This is a genomic window from Streptomyces sp. BJ20, assembly GCF_022869105.1.
Taxonomy (GTDB): Bacteria; Actinomycetota; Actinomycetes; order Streptomycetales; family Streptomycetaceae; genus Streptomyces; species Streptomyces griseoincarnatus.
This window is the reverse complement of sequence record NZ_CP094918.1, coordinates 2,811,345-2,826,927: the sequence shown is the minus strand read 5'-3', so window position 1 is coordinate 2,826,927 and position 15,583 is coordinate 2,811,345. Positions and strand designations below refer to the sequence as shown.

The following is a 15,583-nucleotide window of genomic DNA, read 5'->3' as shown; positions in this document are numbered from 1 at the left end:
GGCCAATGAGGCGAGTCAAGTGACTCGCCTCGGGTCTACGGCATACTGTCCGCATGGCAGCAGAGCTCTCCGCACACCACCGCAGACTCGCTCAGCAGAAACGCGAGGCGATCATCACCGCGGCCACGGAACTGTTCCTGGACCGTGGCTACGACGGCACCTCGCTGGCCCGGATCGCCGAATCGGCCGGGGTCTCGAAGTCCACACTGTTCAAGCAGTTCCCGACCAAGGCGGCACTGTTCGAGGCCATCGTCACCGAGTCCTGGCAGCGTGACGCCGACGACGCCGCCGCGCGGCCGCGAACAGGAGACCTGCGCTCCGGACTGACCGCCATCGGCCACCGCTATGCCGACCTGGTCGGCCGGCCCGGCATGGCAGCCCTGTTCCGGATCGTCATCGCCGAGCTGCCTCGCTTCCCCGAACTGGGACGGATGCAGTTCCAGCTCGGCAAACTGCCCTACTTCACGTCCGTCCGGCACTACTTGGAAGCCGAGCACGAGGCGGGCAACGCCGAGGTCCCGGACGCCGAGAGCGCCGCGAACCAGTTCCTCGGCATGATCGCCAACTACGTCCTGTGGCCGCGCATGCTGCTGACCGACTGGAACCCCGCGGCCTCCGACATCCACGAGGCCGTCGAAGAGGCCGTACGGACCATGCTCGCCAGATACGCCCCGGCCCGCCGGCCCGACCCGAAGCCGGAAGGCTGACACCGGCGTTCCACGCTCGACACGCGCGTCGCCTTCGCCCGGCGGCGCGAGGGACTCTCAGGCGTCCTCGGCCGCCGCGCGGAGCGCGTCCAGCACCGGGCGGATCAGCGGATGCCCCTCCGCGCCCCGGCGCACGGCGGCGAACACCCGGCGGGTGGGCGCAACCCCGTCGACCGGGCGCACCACCACGCCCGTGAGGTCCGTCCCGCGCAGCGCCGACCGGGGCACGAGGGCCACACCGACGTCGGCGGAGGCGAGGGCGACGACCGCCCGGAAGTCGTCCGAGGAGTGTTCGAGACGCGGCTGGAACCCGGCGTTCTCGCAGGCCAGCACCACCACGTCATGGCAGGGGTTGCCGGGGTACGGGCCGATCCAGGGGTCCTTCGCCAGCTCCGCGAGCGGCACCTCGGGCCCGCCGGCCAGCCGGTGGGTGACGGGGACGACCGCGTCGAACGGCTCGGCGTACAGCGGGACGTGGGTGAGGCGCGGATCGTCGGCGGACGGCGCCCCGCGGTACTCGACCGCCACGGCGACGTCGACCTGCCGGTCCAGGACCATCGGGAGGCTCGCGTCGCCCTCGGCGTCCTGCACCCGGATGCGGATGCCGGGCGCCGAGGCGGCGAGCCGGGCCACCGCGGGCGCGACGACCTGCGCGATGCCGGTGGCGAAGGCGGCGACCGTGACGGTGCCGGCCTCCCCCGCCCCGTACGCGGCCAGCTCGGCCTCGGCCCGCTCCAGCTGGGCGAGGACCGCGTGGGTGTGGCTGAGCAGGATCTCCCCGGCCGGGGTCAGCCGTACGCCCTTGGCGCCGCGCTCGACCAGGCGGTGGCCGGTCTCCTGCTCCAGCGCGGTGAGCTGCTGGGAGACTGCCGAGGGGGTGAGGTACAGCGCGGCGGCCGCCGCGGTGACCGTGCGGTGGTCCGCCACCGCACGGAGGATGTGGAGCCGCCGCGCTTCGATCATGGGATCGATTGTCTCAAACGCAGCGGTGCGCGACGGTCAGGCGTCGAGCTCCGCACGGGCCGCGACGAAGGCGTCGACGGCACGGTTCACGTCGTCCGTGGAGTGCGCGGCCGAGAGCTGCACGCGGATGCGGGCCTGTCCCTGCGGCACGACCGGGTAGGAGAAGCCGATCACGTAGACGCCGCGCTCCAGCAGCAGCTCCGCCATGCGGCCCGCGCGGGAGGCGTCGCCGATCATCACGGGGGCGATGGCGTGGTCGCCGGGGAGGATGTCGAAGCCCTCCTCGGTCATCCGGCGGCGGAACAGGGCGGTGTTCTCGGCCAGCCGGACACGCAGGTCGTCCGCGGACTCCAGCAGGTCGAGGACCTTCAGGGAGGCGGCGGCGATGACCGGGGCGAGGGTGTTGGAGAACAGGTACGGACGGGAGCGCTGGCGCAGCAGGGCGACGATCTCCGCGCGGGCGGCGACGTAGCCGCCGGAGGCGCCGCCGAGGGCCTTGCCGAGCGTGCCGGTGATGATGTCGACGCGGTCCATGACGCCGTGCAGTTCCGGCGTGCCACGGCCGCCGGGGCCGACGAAGCCGACGGCGTGCGAGTCGTCGACCATGACCATGGCGCCGTGCCGGTCGGCGAGGTCGCAGATCTCGGCGAGCGGGGCGACGTAGCCGTCCATGGAGAAGACGCCGTCGGTGACGATGAGGGTGCGGCGGGCGCCGCCCTCGGCTGCCTCCTTCAGCTGGCGCTCCAGGTCGGCCATGTCGCGGTTGGCGTAGCGGAAGCGGCGGGCCTTGGAGAGCCGGATGCCGTCGATGATCGACGCGTGGTTGAGCGCGTCGGAGACGACCGCGTCCTCCGGGCCGAGCAGCGTCTCGAACACGCCGCCGTTGGCGTCGAAGCAGGAGGAGTAGAGGATCGTGTCCTCCTGGCCGAGGAACGCCGACAGCCGGGCCTCCAGCTCCTTGTGCACCTCCTGGGTGCCGCAGATGAAGCGGACGGACGCCATGCCGTAGCCCCAGCGGTCCAGGGCCTCGTGGGCGGCGGCGACGACCTCGGGGTGGTCGGCGAGGCCCAGGTAGTTGTTGGCGCAGAAGTTGAGGACCTCACCGGGGCGGCCGCCGGCGGTGACGTTCACGGTCGCGGACTGCGGGGTGCCGATGACGCGTTCGGGCTTGTGCAGGCCGGCGGCGCGGATCTCGTCGAGGGTGGCGCGCAGGTCGTCGCGCACGGAGTCGAACATCTCAAAGCTCCTTGGGAGGCAGATGACTTACGCGGTCCAGTCGAGGATGACCTTGCCGCCCTTGCCGCCGGCGGCGTCCTCGAAGGCGGCCTCGAAGTCGCGGTGGGAGTAGCGGCCGGTGATCACGGGGGCGAGGTCGAGACCGCCCTCCAGCAGCACCGACATGGCATACCAGGTCTCGAACATCTCGCGGCCGTAGATGCCCTTGATGGTGATCATCGAGGTGACGACGCGGGCCCAGTCGACCGGGAACTCCTCGGCGGGCAGGCCGAGCATGGCGATGCGGCCGCCGTGCGTCATGTTGGCGATCATGTCGCGCATCGCCTCGGGGCGACCGGACATCTCCAGGCCGATGTCGAAGCCCTCGCGCAGGCCGAGGGTCTGCTGTCCGTCGGCGATGGTCGACTCGGCGACGTTCAGCGCCAGGGTCGCGCCGATCTTGCGGGCGAGCTCCAGACGCTCCTCGCTGACGTCGGTGATGACGACGTTGCGCGCGCCGGCGTGCCGGGCCACGGCGGCGGCCATCAGGCCGATCGGTCCGGCGCCGGTGATCAGGACGTCCTCACCGACCAGCGGGAAGGACAGCGCGGTGTGCACGGCGTTGCCGAACGGGTCGAAGATCGCGGCGACGTCGAGGTCGACGGGGACGCGGTGCACCCAGACGTTCGTCGCGGGGAGCACGACGTACTCGCCGAACGCGCCGTCGCGTCCCACGCCGAGGCCGACCGTGGCGCGGCACAGGTGACGGCGGCCGGCCAGGCAGTTGCGGCACTTGCCGCACACCAGGTGGCCCTCGCCGCTGACCCGGTCACCGGGCTTGATGTCGTCGGGGACGTCCCGGCCGGTCTCCACGACCTCGCCGACGAACTCGTGTCCGAGGACCAGCGGGGTGTCGATCGTCTGCCGGGCCCAGCCGTCCCAGTTCCGGATGTGCAGGTCGGTGCCGCAGATACCGGTGCGCTGCACCTTGATCAGCACGTCGCCGGGTCCGACGGCGGGCTCCGGGACGTCCATGAGCCACAGCCCGGGCTCCGCCTTCTCCTTGACCAGCGCCTTCAACGCTACGGCTCCTGACGGTGAGTCCCGGGTGCGGGCATGCCGGGGCGGCCCGGTCCGGGAAGAGGAGTGGAATCGACTGCAATCTGCCGTACAACACCCTCACCGGTCCATCGAGGATTTCTTAAGCGCGGCCACAGCTTTGCTTCACGCGTCACCCGTCCGGGCGTGGGCGCGCGCCTCGCGTCACAGCGGCAGCCCGTCACCTTCCCGGCGCTCCAGCCGCGCGGCAAGTTCCGCGGCCTGCGCCTTGATGGCGGCGAGGCCGGGCTGCCCCCAGCTGCGGGGCCGTACGTCGCTGACCGCGACGGTGCCGAGCACCATGCCGGTGCCGTCGGTGAGCGGCGCGCCCATGTAGGAGCGGACGCCGAACTCGTCCACCACCGCGTTGCCCGCGAAGCGCGGGTAGTCGCTCACGTCCTCCAGCACCAGCGCCCTGCCGCGGGCGATGACGTGGGGGCAGAAGCCGTGGTCGCGGGGCAGTGCCCGGCCGAGCAGGGCGCCGGTGCCGTCGTTGCGGAGGACGGGGGCGACGCCCGGGGTGTGCAGACCCGCGAAGAACTGCCCGTGCTCGCCGGGGAGGTTGACCACGGCGTACGGCGCCCCGGTGAGCTCGGCAAGGCCGCGGGCGAAGGCGTCCAGCTCGGGATCGGGGTGCTCCCCCAGCCCCAGCCGGCGCAGCCTGCGGGTGCGCTCCGGCGCCTGCCGGTCCTCCGGGGTGAGCAGCAGCCGACCGGCCGGGCGGGGCGGGTCGTAGCTCATGGGCGTGCTCCCGGGGCGTGGACGAAGTTCATGGACGGGCTCCGTGGGGTGTGCGGGGATCACATGGGGGCGCCGTACCCCGTGGGTGTGGCGGGGGTGTGCGCGATGAGATGGCGGACGAGGGTGAGCAGGGCCTGCACGCCGGAGCTGGAGATCCGGGCGTCGCAGCGGACGACGGGCACCTCCTCGGGGAGGTCGAGGGCGGCGCGCACCTCCCCGGGGTCGTAGCGGAAGGCGCCGTCGAACTCGTTGACGGCGACGATGAATCCGAGGCCGCGCTGCTCGAAGAAGTCGACCGCGGCGAAGCACTCCTCCAGGCGCCGGGTGTCGGCGATGATCACGGCGCCGAGCGCGCCCTCGCACAGCTCGTCCCACATGAACCAGAAGCGTTCCTGGCCGGGCGTGCCGAACAGGTAGAGCACGTGTTCGCGGTCCAGGGTGATGCGGCCGAAGTCCATGGCCACGGTGGTCTCGACCTTGTTCTCGATGCCGTCGAGTCTGTCGGTGGCGGCGCTGACGGTGGTCAGCAGTTCCTCCGTACTGAGCGGCGCGATCTCACTGACCGCGCCGACGAAGGTGGTCTTGCCGACCCCGAACCCGCCCGCCACCAGGATCTTGAGGGCGGTCGGGAACAGGTCGTCGCCGTGCCCGGCGCCGTCGACCCGGTCAGAGCTGTCGTCGTAGTCCATCGAGCACTGCCTCCAGAAGGGCCCGGTCCGTGGGGTTGTGGTGGAACGCGGGGGGTTTGTCGGTCAGCGCCCCGCAGTCGACGAGGTCCGCCAGCAGCACCTTGGTGACGGCCACCGGCAGCCCCAGATGGGCGGCGACCTCGGCGACCGGGACGGGGGCGCGGCACAGGTCGAGGGCCTGCGCGTGCTCGGGGCCGAGGTAGCCGAGGGGGGTGGCGCCGGTGGCCCGCACCTGCGACATCAGGTCGAGGGCGACGGTCGGCCGGGTCCGTCCGTTGCTGACCGTGAAAGGGCGCACCAGCCGGCCGGCCGCGTCGTCGAGCCACGGCCCGTCACCGGCCGCCCGCACGCTCAAGGCCTCATCGCCGGGGGCTCGACGCCCTGCTGCCGGGGAGCGGTCATCAGGTACGGCCGTACGGACTTGACCAGCATCGCCATCTCGTAGCCGAGGACCGCCGCGTCGGCCTCGCGGCCGGCCGTCACGGCGAGGCAGGTGCCGGAGCCGGCGGTGGTGACGAACAGCAGCGTCGAGTCGAGCTCGACGACGACCTGCCGGACGTCGCCGCCGTCGCCGAAGCGGACGCCCGCGCTGCGGCCGAGGGAGTACAGGCCGGAGGCGAGGGCGGCCATGTGGTCGGCGGCGTCCGGGTCGAGGCCGTGGACGGACTTCACCAGTCCGTCGCACGACAGCAGGACGGCGCTCCGGGTGTGCGGTACGCGTTGCACGAGGCCGCTCATCAGCCAGTCGAGGTCGGATACCTGGGCGGTCGGCGCGTCGCTCGCCATGGTGGATCGACTCCTTGGGGTACGAAGGTCTGCGGGAGCGCTGGGGGTGGGGGTGGTCATCCGGCGGACGCGCTCCCGTCGTGCCGGGCGGTGTGGTCGGTTCGGGGTGCGGGGACGGCCGGCCGCGCGGGCACGGGGGACCCCGGCTGGGACTCCGCGAGGCTGATGCCCCGTTGGAAGGCGGCCATCAGCTGGGGGTCGTGGCCGGCGACGTGCTCGCTGTCCTGGCGGGGCGCGGGCCCGTCGCGCAGCTGTGGCGCGATGTGCTCCTGGGCGCGACGGCGGGGCAGTTGGGGCCTGCCCATGGTGCCGCGCACCGGGGTGGTGCGGGGGACGAGCGGGGTGGGCGCGTCCCCGGCCGTGGCGGGCGCGCCGCCCTGCCCGTCGGGCGCGGGGCGTCCGTCGGGCACGAGGCGTCCGTCGGGCACGAGGCGTCCGTCGGGCGCGGGGTGCGGGGCGTGGCCGGTGTGGTGGACGCCGGGGACGGCGTCCGCGGGGGTGGGGCGAGCGGTGCGGGCGCCACGCAGGGGCAGCGGCGGAGGGACGGCGCCGTGGTCGGCGGGCGCGGCCGGGGGCCGGCCGGGGTGGGCGGCGGGCGTGAGGGGGGACGCGGGGGTGGTGTTCTCCTCCGCGTGGGCGTCCGCCGCGGTGTTCGCCGGGGCATGGGACTGCGCGTCCCCCCGGGTGTCCACGGGGCCGGACAGCGCCGGGGTGTGACGCCCCGTCGGTCCCGTGCCGGCGTCCGCCGGGGGCAGCGGCGCGGTCGTCCCGGGCGCGCCGGTCACGGCGGCCGCTTCGCCGCCGAGCAGGGACTGCGGCACCACCAGCACGGCCTGCACACCGCCGTAGATGTTGGTCTGCAGCCGGACGTGGATCCCGTGCCGCCGGGCGAGCTGGGAGACCACGAACAGGCCGATCCGGCCGTCGGCCAGCAGGCTGGCGACGTGCACCTGGTCGGGGTCGGCGAGCAGCGCGTTCATCCGGTCCTGCTCGCCGACGGGCATCCCGAGGCCGCGGTCCTCGACCTCGACGGCCAGTCCGGAGGTGACCAGGTTCGCCCGCAGCAGCACCTGGGTGTGCGGGGCGGAGAACACGGTCGCGTTCTCGACGAGTTCGGCGAGCAGGTGGATGACGTCGGCGACCGCGTGTCCGCGCAGGGTGCCGTCGGTCGGGGGCACGAGCTTGACCCGCGAGTACTGCTCGACCTCGGCGATCGCCGAGCGCAGCACCTCGGTCATGGGCACCGGGTTGCTCCACTGACGCCGGGAGACGGCCCCGCCGAGCACGGCGAGGTTCTCCGCGTGGCGGCGGATGCGGGTGGCGAGGTGGTCGACGTGGAAGAGCCCCTTCAGCAGGTCGGGGTCCTCCATCTCGTTCTCCAGCTCGTCGAGGATGGAGATCTCGCGGTGGACGAGGGACTGCAGGCGCCGGGCGAGGTTGACGAACACCTCGAGCTTCTGTTCGCTGCCCGCCTGGCTGGAGAGCTGCGCCGCCTGCACCACGGCGGTGACCGCGCCGTCGTGGGCGCGGGCGAGGTCGGCGGCGAGCTGGTCGAACTCGTCGCCGTCGCCGTCGCGTTCGGTGCGCCGGCCGCGCGGGGGCGGCGGCTCGCCGTTGCGCAGCGCTTCGACGAGGGCGTGCAGGTCCGCCTCGCGCCGTGCCGTGCTGCGGCGCAGGACGCCCAGGCGGTCGTGCACGGAGCGGGCCGCGCGCTCGGCGGCCACGGCGGCGATGACGATGCCGGCGAGGGTCACGGCGGTGGCGCCGCAGAGCACCGCCCACAGGGCGCCGTTCGGCCGCATCCCGCTGGAGCGGACGGTGAACAGCACGGCGGCGCAGGCGCTCAGGGCCACCGCGACGGGCGGCAGCACGGCGAGCCGGAGCAGCTGGGACCGTATGTACGACTCGGGCAGGCCGGGCGCGGGCCGGGCGGGCGGACGTCCGTGCCGCCCGCCCTCGCGCCGCTCCGGCCGGGAGGCGGTGCCGTTGCGGCGGGCGCCGGGGCCGGAGGACGGGGCCTTCGGGGCGGCGCTGTGCGGGATGCGGGCCACGACCGTGCCGCCGACCGTCCCCGGCTGTCGGGGCTCCTCACCCCGTCGGCTCCCTCGTCCGCCTTGTGGCTGCACGTACCGGTCCCCGCTCCCTGATCCCGATCCCTACGACGCGGCCCTCGGTGCGAGGCGTCCTGCGACATGAGCCGTCGCGAGCCGTCACGCCGGGCGACCGACACTCACCGTAGTCGTCACCGCATCATGTGCGGTGGGCAGTTGACAAACTCGTGCGGACAGCATCGCGCTCTGGTATGAGGCGTCGTACGACAGACCGATAACCGTTCGACCGGATGCGACGGGAGTGGTCGCGGGGCGGTCAACGCTGGTCAGAAGCGGTCGCGAGAGCGCTCGCGGCGCGGGGGTGCGACGAGGGGCGCGAGCTGGACGCAGCGCGCCCCCGTAGGCACCCCCAGCCCCGGAAGGACCGCGAAGGCCGCTCCAAGTCAACGGCCAGAGCGTCACGCTCCGTAGCCAACGGCGTCGGCGTCTCCAACGGCATCGGCTACCAGGCGGTGTTCATGGTCATCACGGGCATCTGGACGCTGGGCGCGCTGGTCCCGGCGTGCTCGGCCCGGCGACCCGACGGCGCCGGCCGGCACCTGGACGCAGCGGCGGCCGACGGCGGACGCAGCGGCGGCCGGTACGCGGCCGACGTCCGTCACGGCGACGCCCTGAGCGCGGGTGAGCGTGTGGGGCGGGCGGCCCGGAGGAGTGTCTCGGGGCCGCCTCTCGCCCTACGGCGCTCCTCGCGGCCGGCTCGCTCACCACGCTTCCGACTGCTCCGACGCCCGCCCCGGCGGGTCCGCGCGGCCGACGCGGCGCAGCCTCGTCGCGAGCAGCGGCAGGAGCAGCACGGAGAGCATCGCGGCACCGACCAGGGCGGCGGCCTCGTCGCTGCCGAGGACCTTCTGGTCGACGCCGATCGTCGTGATCGCCACGACGAGGGGCAGACAGGTGGAGGCGTAGAGCGCGAGCGCCCGCCGGTCCGGGACCGGGAGGTCACGCGGGGCGAGCAGGAGGACGGGACCGCCGCGGACCAGGAGGAACAGCAGCAGGAACACCGGCAGCAGGACGAGGGCGCGCCCGCCGTCCAACAGGGCCCGCAGGTCGAACTCGATGCCGGTCACGACGTAGAACAAGGGCACCAGGAAACCGAAGCCGAGTGCCTCCACCCTGCCCATGACCTCGGCGCTGTGGTCGGGGGCGGCGCCGTGCAGCACGAGCCGGGTGAGGGCGCCGGCGGCGAAGGCGCCGAGCAGGATGTCGAGGCCGAACGCCTGCGCGAGCGCGATCATGACCGCCAGCAGCAGCATGACGAACCGCACCGCGAACTGCCCGCTGCTGTGCAGGGTCTCGTCGACCATGCGGGAGAACCAGGGCGGCCGGGGCCGCAGCGCCCACCACACGACGGCGGCGGTGATCACGCCGAACGCGATCAGCAGGGCCGCGGACTGCCCCGGCTTCCGCCCGCTGAGCAGCAGCGCCATCGCGACGATGGGTCCGAACTCGCCCACCGCTCCGAACGTGGAGACGACCGTCCCGAGAGGGGTGCGCAGTTCGCCGCGGTCGTGCAGGATGGGCAGGACGGTGCCCAGCGCCGTGCTGGTGAGGGCCGTGCCGATGACGAACGCCCGGTAGGTGTCACCACCGCTGATCCACAGGGCGAGTGCGATGCCGAGGCCCAGGGAGCAGAGCCAGGCCCCTGCGGCCCGGCGCAGGGTGACGCCGCGGACGGCCGCGAACTCGATCTCGTATCCGGCGAGGAAGATCAGCATGGCCAGTCCGAGGTCCGCCAGAACGTCGATGACCTGGTCGGGCCGGGCCAGGTCGAGGACGTCGGGGCCGACGAGGATGCCCAGGGCGATCTCGAAGATGACGAGGGGGACGAGGACCCGCCGTGCCGCCCCCTTCGCGAGCAGCGGGGCGAGCACGGCCGCGGCCATGATGAGGACGAGCGTGCCTGTGTGCGACATGGCCGGCCCCCGTCCTGCGGCGTGGTGTAGTACGGCGCGGGCCCGGGTCACCGGAACCGGCGTCCGCTGCCACCTTCGCGCCGGTCCGGCCGCGCCACGACCGTGGTGTCCGCCGTACGGAGGAACCGGGGGCCGGGGTGCGGGTGCTCCGCACGGGACGGGCATCATGCTCCGCACTCGCCCCGGCAGGCGATGCCCGGGGGCTGAGGGAGGCGGGTCATGGGGTCCTCGGCCACCTCGGCATCACCCTGGACGACGCGATCCTCGCCGGCCCCTGGGGGCGGCACTCGCCGAGGACGACACGCCGACGGCCGGGCCAGGCGGTGGCTACGCGTGCGAGGGCCCGGGCCCGCCGGGGACCTGCTTCTCCTCGTCGGAGGGGTAGAGCCGCAAGTCGACCACGACGCAGCAGGCCTGCCCGTCCTCGGTGCGGCCGATCCAGACGGGGTAGGACCCGTCGCCCCAGCCGGCGCTGAAGGCGATGAGGTTCGGCTCGGTCTCCGTGCCGGGCAGTTCGACGCCGGGGCGGTCGTCGAAGGAGAGGGGGAGGAACACCTCCTCGTCCAACGCTTCCTCGCTGACCGTCCGGGTCGCGTCCATGAAGGCCACGGTGCCGGTGTCGACGCCGACCCCGTAGAACTCGCCCTCGCCGAGCAGCTCCGGGTCCTCGTCGGGGCGGAGGGCCATCTCCCAAGCGTGTGGCGGGGCGTCCAGGAGCGTCACCTTGGCCGCGGCGACCCTGAGCCAGGGCGTCCTGCGCAGGAGCGCCAGCGTGACCGGATACTCGCCCGGCGGCACGGTGACGGTCCGGGGTTCGCTGACCCAGCCGGGGTCCGAGACCGCCAGCCGCCCCGACGTGATCCGCACCGCACCGGCGTCGCCGAGCTCGACGACGGCCGGCCCGTCCGGGGTGTCGCGCGGGCCCGGCACGAACAGTTGCTCGATGCCGGTGGGGCGTAGTGGCCCGGCTCCCTCGTCCACCGACACGTCGTTCAGGACCACGGTCGGAGCGGGTTCATGGCCCTGCTGGGCCAGGAACGGAGCGAACACCTGCCAGTCACCGAACTCCGGCGCGCGGCAGGAGAGTACCTCGACGGTCGAGGTCTCCTCGTCGCCCCCGGTCAATCGGGTGTTCCGGTGGGCCAGCAGCATCCCCGTGCCGAACGGCTTGAAGTCGATCATGCGCACACGCCGGGACGCGTCGTCGAACAGGTACACACGCCACATCCCGCGCGGCCATCGCTCGACCATGGCCAGCGGTCGCTCCCGCGAGGAGAGCAGGACCGCGTACGCCATCCCGGCCTCATGTCTGCGGGCCGCGAGCGCGTTCGGTATGGGGTTCGGGTGGGTCGGCCCCTCGTGGGAACCCCACATGTCGCCGTACGAGACATCAAGACTGTCGATCATCACAGCCGGCAGTCTGGCAGCGGGGTGTGACACTCAGGCCCGTGCCGTGGAGCGTCTCCACGGCACGGGCCGCTCGACGGGTCAGCGGTCGCCCGCGAGGTCGAGGTCGCCGCTGGGGGTCTCCTCGTTCCGCGGCGGGACCCCGGTGTTCCAGACGCGCGGGACGGGTCGGGTGAGCGGACGCCACCAGGGCTCGGTGGGCAGCTCCCCGCCCGGCTCGAAGGGGGCACCCGGCCGCGGGAAGGCGACGGTCTGGCCCACCGCCTCCGCCGCGTCCGCCATCCACTCCCCCGGCTCCGCCCACGGGTGCGGGGCGAGGTTGAAGGTGCCCCAGTGGATCGGCAGCAGCACGCCGCCCGGCTTGCCGCCCTGGAGGTCGAGGTGCGAGCGGACGCCCTCCTCGGGGGTCATGTGGATGTCCGGCCAGAACTCGGAGTACGCGCCGACCTGGATCATCGTCGCGTCGAACGGGCCGTGGGCCCCGCCGATGTCGCGGAAGCCCTCGAAGTAGCCGGTGTCGCCGCTGTGGTAGATCCGGTGCCGCTCGCCGGCGACCGCCCAGGAGGCCCACAGGGTGTGCTGGGTGTTGCGCAGGCCCCGTCCGCAGAAGTGACGGGCCGGGGTCGCGGTCAGGGTGAGGCCTCCGACCCGCGTCGACTCCTGCCAGTCCAGCTCGCGCAGCCGGTCCGCGGAGACGCCCCAGCGCTCCAGATGGGCGCCCACGCCGAGGGGCACGGCGAACACCGTGTCCGTGCCGGCCAGTTCCCTGATCGTCGGCATGTCCAGGTGGTCGTAGTGATCGTGGGAGATCACCACGACGTCCACCGGGCCGAGCGCGGCCAGCGACAGCGGCACGGGGTGCAGCCGCTTCGGTCCCGCGAAGGGGAACGGCGAGCAGCGCTCACCCCACACGGGGTCGAACAGCACCCGCTGTCCGTCGATCTCCGCGAGCACGCTGGAGTGGCCCGTCCACGTCAGACGCAGTCCGGTCGCGGGCGGGCGGGTCAGGTCGGCGAGGGTGGTGGGGTGCACCGGGATCGTGCCCCGCGGGGCACGGCGGGAGCGGGCGTCCTTGTCGAGGAACTGCTTGGCCATGTCACGTCCCGACCCGGAGGGACGCATACGGGCCGGACCGCCCGGATTCTGGAACACGCCGTTCGCGAAGTGCGGGGACCTGCGGATCCGCGCCATGCGCTCACCGGCCGGCTCCGCGCCGAAGGCCGGCGGCCGCAGGGCGCTGAGCCCTGCCCGGGGGGCGGAAGAAGCGGCCACGGTACCTCCAGAGGGAATCGATCGGAGTTTCCATTATGTGCGGCGGCTCCGTGGGCGGGGGCGGTTGTGGAAACCGCTCCCGGCCCTGCCCACGCGGGCGCCTGACCTCCCGCCACGGGGGCTCCGCCCCCGAACCCCCGACGCGCCGCGCCCCTGAGGGCGTGCCCCGCCCCACCCCGTCAAGACGCGCGAGCACATCGCCCCGAAGGGGCGCGGGGAACTGCGCAACCAGTCACGCACCCACCCGCACACGCCTCACGCGCCCGGTCACCCCACCCCTGGCGCTGCGACCGCACCGGCCACATCCAGGGACAGCGGCCGGGAAACCCCGGCCCCCGCGTCATGCCACCTTGGCGATCCACGAGCGGATGTCCTCCGGCGACAGCGTCCCCTTCGCCGTGACGTGGTCGCCCGAGGACTCGCCTCGCAGGCGGCGGCCGATCCACGGGACCAGGTACTCGCGGGCCCAGTGGACGTCGTCCCGGCGGATCTCCAGGGTGCCGCGCGGCGGGAGCGGCGGCCACGGCTGCTCCGGGTCGGCGGGCACCTTCAGGCCGAGGGAGAGACCCGCGCGCAGGGCGACGCGGGTGTGCCCCTCGGGCGAGAGGTGCAGCCGGTCGGCGTCCCACGCCCTGCGGTCCTGCACGCTGCGCAGCGACCACAGGTCGAGCACGGGGCAGCCGTACCGGTCGGCGACCGCCCTCACGTGCCCGTTGTACGTGGCGATCTTGCCGCGCAGATGCTTGAGCAGCGGGACGCGGCGGGTGTCGAACCCGGTCGTCACCAGGACCGTGCCGGCTGCCGCCGTGAGCCGGGCGACCGCCTCCTCGAAGCGCTCGGCCACCTCGTCCGGATCGGTACCCGGGCGCAGGATGTCGTTGCCGCCCGCGCAGAAGGAGACCAGGTCCGGGGCGAGTTCGACGGCCCGGGAGACCTGGTCGGCCACGATCTGGTCCAGCAGCTTGCCGCGTACGGCGAGGTTGACGTACCGGAAGTCGCCCTCGGGCCTGCGGTCCGCGAGCAGAACGGCGAGCCGGTCGGCCCAGCCGACGAACGCCCCGTCGGGGCCGGGGTCGCCGACTCCCTCGGTGAAGCTGTCCCCCACCGCCACGTACGACCCGATCACTGTTGCCTTGTCACTCTTCGAATCGTCTGCCACAGCCGGACATGATTCACCTTCGGATGTGACCTACGCGACCGTAGGCGGGGGTTGACGCGCGGTGAGATAAGCCACTTCAAGGTTTGGCCAAGCCAGGAATAGGTACGGCCCCGCGCCCGGAACGGGCCCCGGACACACCGGAGGCCGGCCCCGTGGATCGGGGCCGGCCTCCGGCGCGCGTGTCAGGAAGGGGTGCCGCGAGGGGTCAGAGGGAGACGCCCTTGCCGCGCAGGTACGAGACCGGGTCCACGTCCGAGCCGTAGTTCGGGCTGGTGCGGATCTCGAAGTGCAGGTGCGGGCCGGTCACGTTGCCGGTCGCACCGGAGAGACCGACCTGCTGACCGGCGGTCACCGTCTGGCCCGCCGAGACGGACAGCGAGGACAGGTGGGCGTACTGGGCGTAGTGGCCGTCGTTCAGCTGGATGACGACCTGGTTGCCGTACGCGCCGCCCCAGCCGGCGGAGACGACGGTGCCGGCGCCGACGGCCTTCAGGGAGGTGCCCGTCGGGACGCTGAAGTCGACACCGGTGTGGTAGCCGCTGGACCACATGCTGCCGGCCACCTTGTAGGCGGTGCCGACGCCGCCGCCGGGCACCGGCGAGGTGAAGCCGGAGGCGGGGGCGGTCTGCGTGGACGCCTCGTTGGAGGACGCCTCATTGGAGGAGGACTCCTCGGCGGCCTTCTGCACGGGCTTCTCGGCCGGCTTCTCGGCCGGCTTCTCGGCCTTGGGCGCGGCGGGCTTGGCGGCCTGCGGCGAAGTGGACTGCCTCGGGGCGCTCTTGGCGGCCTTGCCGTCGATGGAGAGCTTCAGGCCCGGGTGGATCAGCGACGGGTCGTCCCCGACGGCCTCGCGGTTGTCCGCGTAGAGCTGCTTCCAGCCACCGTCGACGTGCTCGGCCTCGGCGATCTTGGCGAGGTAGTCGCCGGCCTTCACGGTGTACGTGCGGGCCTCGTCACCCTTTTCGGCCTTGGCCTGCTGGCCGGTGACGGCCAGCGACCGGACCGACGCCTCGGGGGCGGACTGCGGCGTCGCGGCGTGCGCGCCGGTGGCGCCGAGGAACGGCAGGGCGAGAGCGGCGCCACCGGTTCCGGCGACGGCGATGGAGCGGGTGAAACGCTGAGCCTTGGTACGGCGGTGCTTACCCTTCGCGGGCATGACGAATTCCTCTCCGGCGCCTACGAGGTGAGCTGTCGGGTGCGGACTGGAGATGTCCGGCCGCGTTGCCGCGCGGCTTAACCCCAAGCCTGTTTCCGGGGCCCGGAACAGGCAGTTGTACCTGTGGGTCCCCCGCTCCTGCCGTACGTCGGGTCAGTGTGTGCGGGCTCCGGGCGGCGGCAGGATTAGGCGTCCGTCCGGATCGGTTGGGAACGTAAGCGACCTCGACGCGGCGAAACAAGCGCGGGTTCCGGCGAACCCGCTTTTTCCGTGATCGAAAGGGGGGAACGACGTCACCGTGCGTCGATCTCGCGAGCGACTCGCTGGTGAAATCCCTTGTTGCGAAGGGAAATTACGTGAGCATGG

Annotated in this window: 14 protein-coding genes and 1 riboswitch; of the genes, 1 reads left to right on the top strand and 13 read right to left on the bottom strand. The window is 73.2% G+C overall.

The features are described 5' to 3' along the window. The first annotated feature begins 53 nt into the window (after positions 1 to 53). On the top strand, positions 54 to 707 hold the full coding sequence (locus tag MTR79_RS12815; RefSeq protein WP_086698724.1) for a TetR/AcrR family transcriptional regulator: 654 nt from the start codon (positions 54 to 56) through the stop codon (positions 705 to 707). Positions 708 to 764: 57 nt separating this feature from the next. Here the strand turns inward: MTR79_RS12815 and MTR79_RS12810 are convergent, their stop codons facing one another. The 13 genes from MTR79_RS12810 to MTR79_RS12750 form a co-directional block, all read right to left on the bottom strand. Then, entirely contained in the window at positions 765 to 1,670 is a 906-nt protein-coding gene (locus tag MTR79_RS12810) for a LysR family transcriptional regulator (protein WP_086698723.1), read from the bottom strand. A 36-nt stretch (positions 1,671 to 1,706) separates the two neighbouring features. Next, positions 1,707 to 2,906 carry a glycine C-acetyltransferase gene (locus tag MTR79_RS12805; protein ID WP_244790241.1) on the bottom strand — a complete coding sequence of 400 codons (1,200 nt, stop codon included), beginning with the start codon at positions 2,904 to 2,906 and terminating at the stop codon, positions 1,707 to 1,709. A 27-nt stretch (positions 2,907 to 2,933) separates the two neighbouring features. Next, positions 2,934 to 3,965, bottom strand: a complete 1,032-nt coding sequence (gene tdh, locus MTR79_RS12800; protein ID WP_244790239.1) for an L-threonine 3-dehydrogenase — start codon at positions 3,963 to 3,965, stop codon at positions 2,934 to 2,936. Between the two features lie 183 nt (positions 3,966 to 4,148). Then, positions 4,149 to 4,724: a GAF domain-containing protein gene (locus MTR79_RS12795; RefSeq protein ID WP_244790237.1), complete on the bottom strand. Its 576-nt coding sequence runs from the start codon at positions 4,722 to 4,724 to the stop codon at positions 4,149 to 4,151. Between the two features lie 59 nt (positions 4,725 to 4,783). Further along, positions 4,784 to 5,413 carry an ATP/GTP-binding protein gene (locus MTR79_RS12790; protein ID WP_244790235.1) on the bottom strand — a complete coding sequence of 210 codons (630 nt, stop codon included), beginning with the start codon at positions 5,411 to 5,413 and terminating at the stop codon, positions 4,784 to 4,786. Further along, positions 5,391 to 5,762 (bottom strand): DUF742 domain-containing protein, encoded by a 372-nt coding sequence (locus tag MTR79_RS12785; RefSeq protein ID WP_006130360.1) that lies wholly within the window; start codon positions 5,760 to 5,762, stop codon positions 5,391 to 5,393. The genes MTR79_RS12790 and MTR79_RS12785 overlap by 23 nt, the downstream gene beginning before the upstream one ends. Positions 5,763 to 5,764: 2 nt before the next feature. Next, positions 5,765 to 6,199, bottom strand: a complete 435-nt coding sequence (locus MTR79_RS12780) for a roadblock/LC7 domain-containing protein (protein WP_048455171.1) — start codon at positions 6,197 to 6,199, stop codon at positions 5,765 to 5,767. 56 nt (positions 6,200 to 6,255) lie between these two features. After that, entirely contained in the window at positions 6,256 to 8,250 is a 1,995-nt protein-coding gene (locus tag MTR79_RS12775; protein ID WP_244790233.1) for an ATP-binding protein, read from the bottom strand. A gap of 761 nt (positions 8,251 to 9,011) precedes the next feature. After that, positions 9,012 to 10,223: a cation:proton antiporter gene (locus MTR79_RS12770; protein ID WP_244790231.1), complete on the bottom strand. Its 1,212-nt coding sequence runs from the start codon at positions 10,221 to 10,223 to the stop codon at positions 9,012 to 9,014. A 327-nt stretch (positions 10,224 to 10,550) separates the two neighbouring features. Beyond that, positions 10,551 to 11,630, bottom strand: coding sequence for a DUF4241 domain-containing protein (locus tag MTR79_RS12765; RefSeq protein WP_244790229.1), 1,080 nt, complete (start codon positions 11,628 to 11,630; stop codon positions 10,551 to 10,553). 81 nt (positions 11,631 to 11,711) lie between these two features. After that, complete coding sequence (locus tag MTR79_RS12760; RefSeq protein ID WP_086701760.1) at positions 11,712 to 12,902, bottom strand: MBL fold metallo-hydrolase; 1,191 nt, start codon at positions 12,900 to 12,902, stop codon at positions 11,712 to 11,714. 340 nt (positions 12,903 to 13,242) lie between these two features. Continuing rightward, entirely contained in the window at positions 13,243 to 14,028 is a 786-nt protein-coding gene (locus MTR79_RS12755) for an SGNH/GDSL hydrolase family protein (protein WP_086705318.1), read from the bottom strand. Positions 14,029 to 14,266: 238 nt separating this feature from the next. Further along, on the bottom strand, positions 14,267 to 15,217 hold the full coding sequence (locus MTR79_RS12750) for a M23 family metallopeptidase (RefSeq protein ID WP_244790227.1): 951 nt from the start codon (positions 15,215 to 15,217) through the stop codon (positions 14,267 to 14,269). A 4-nt stretch (positions 15,218 to 15,221) separates the two neighbouring features. Further along, a riboswitch (cyclic di-AMP (ydaO/yuaA leader) is annotated at positions 15,222 to 15,386 on the bottom strand. Between the last annotated feature and the right edge of the window lie 197 nt (positions 15,387 to 15,583).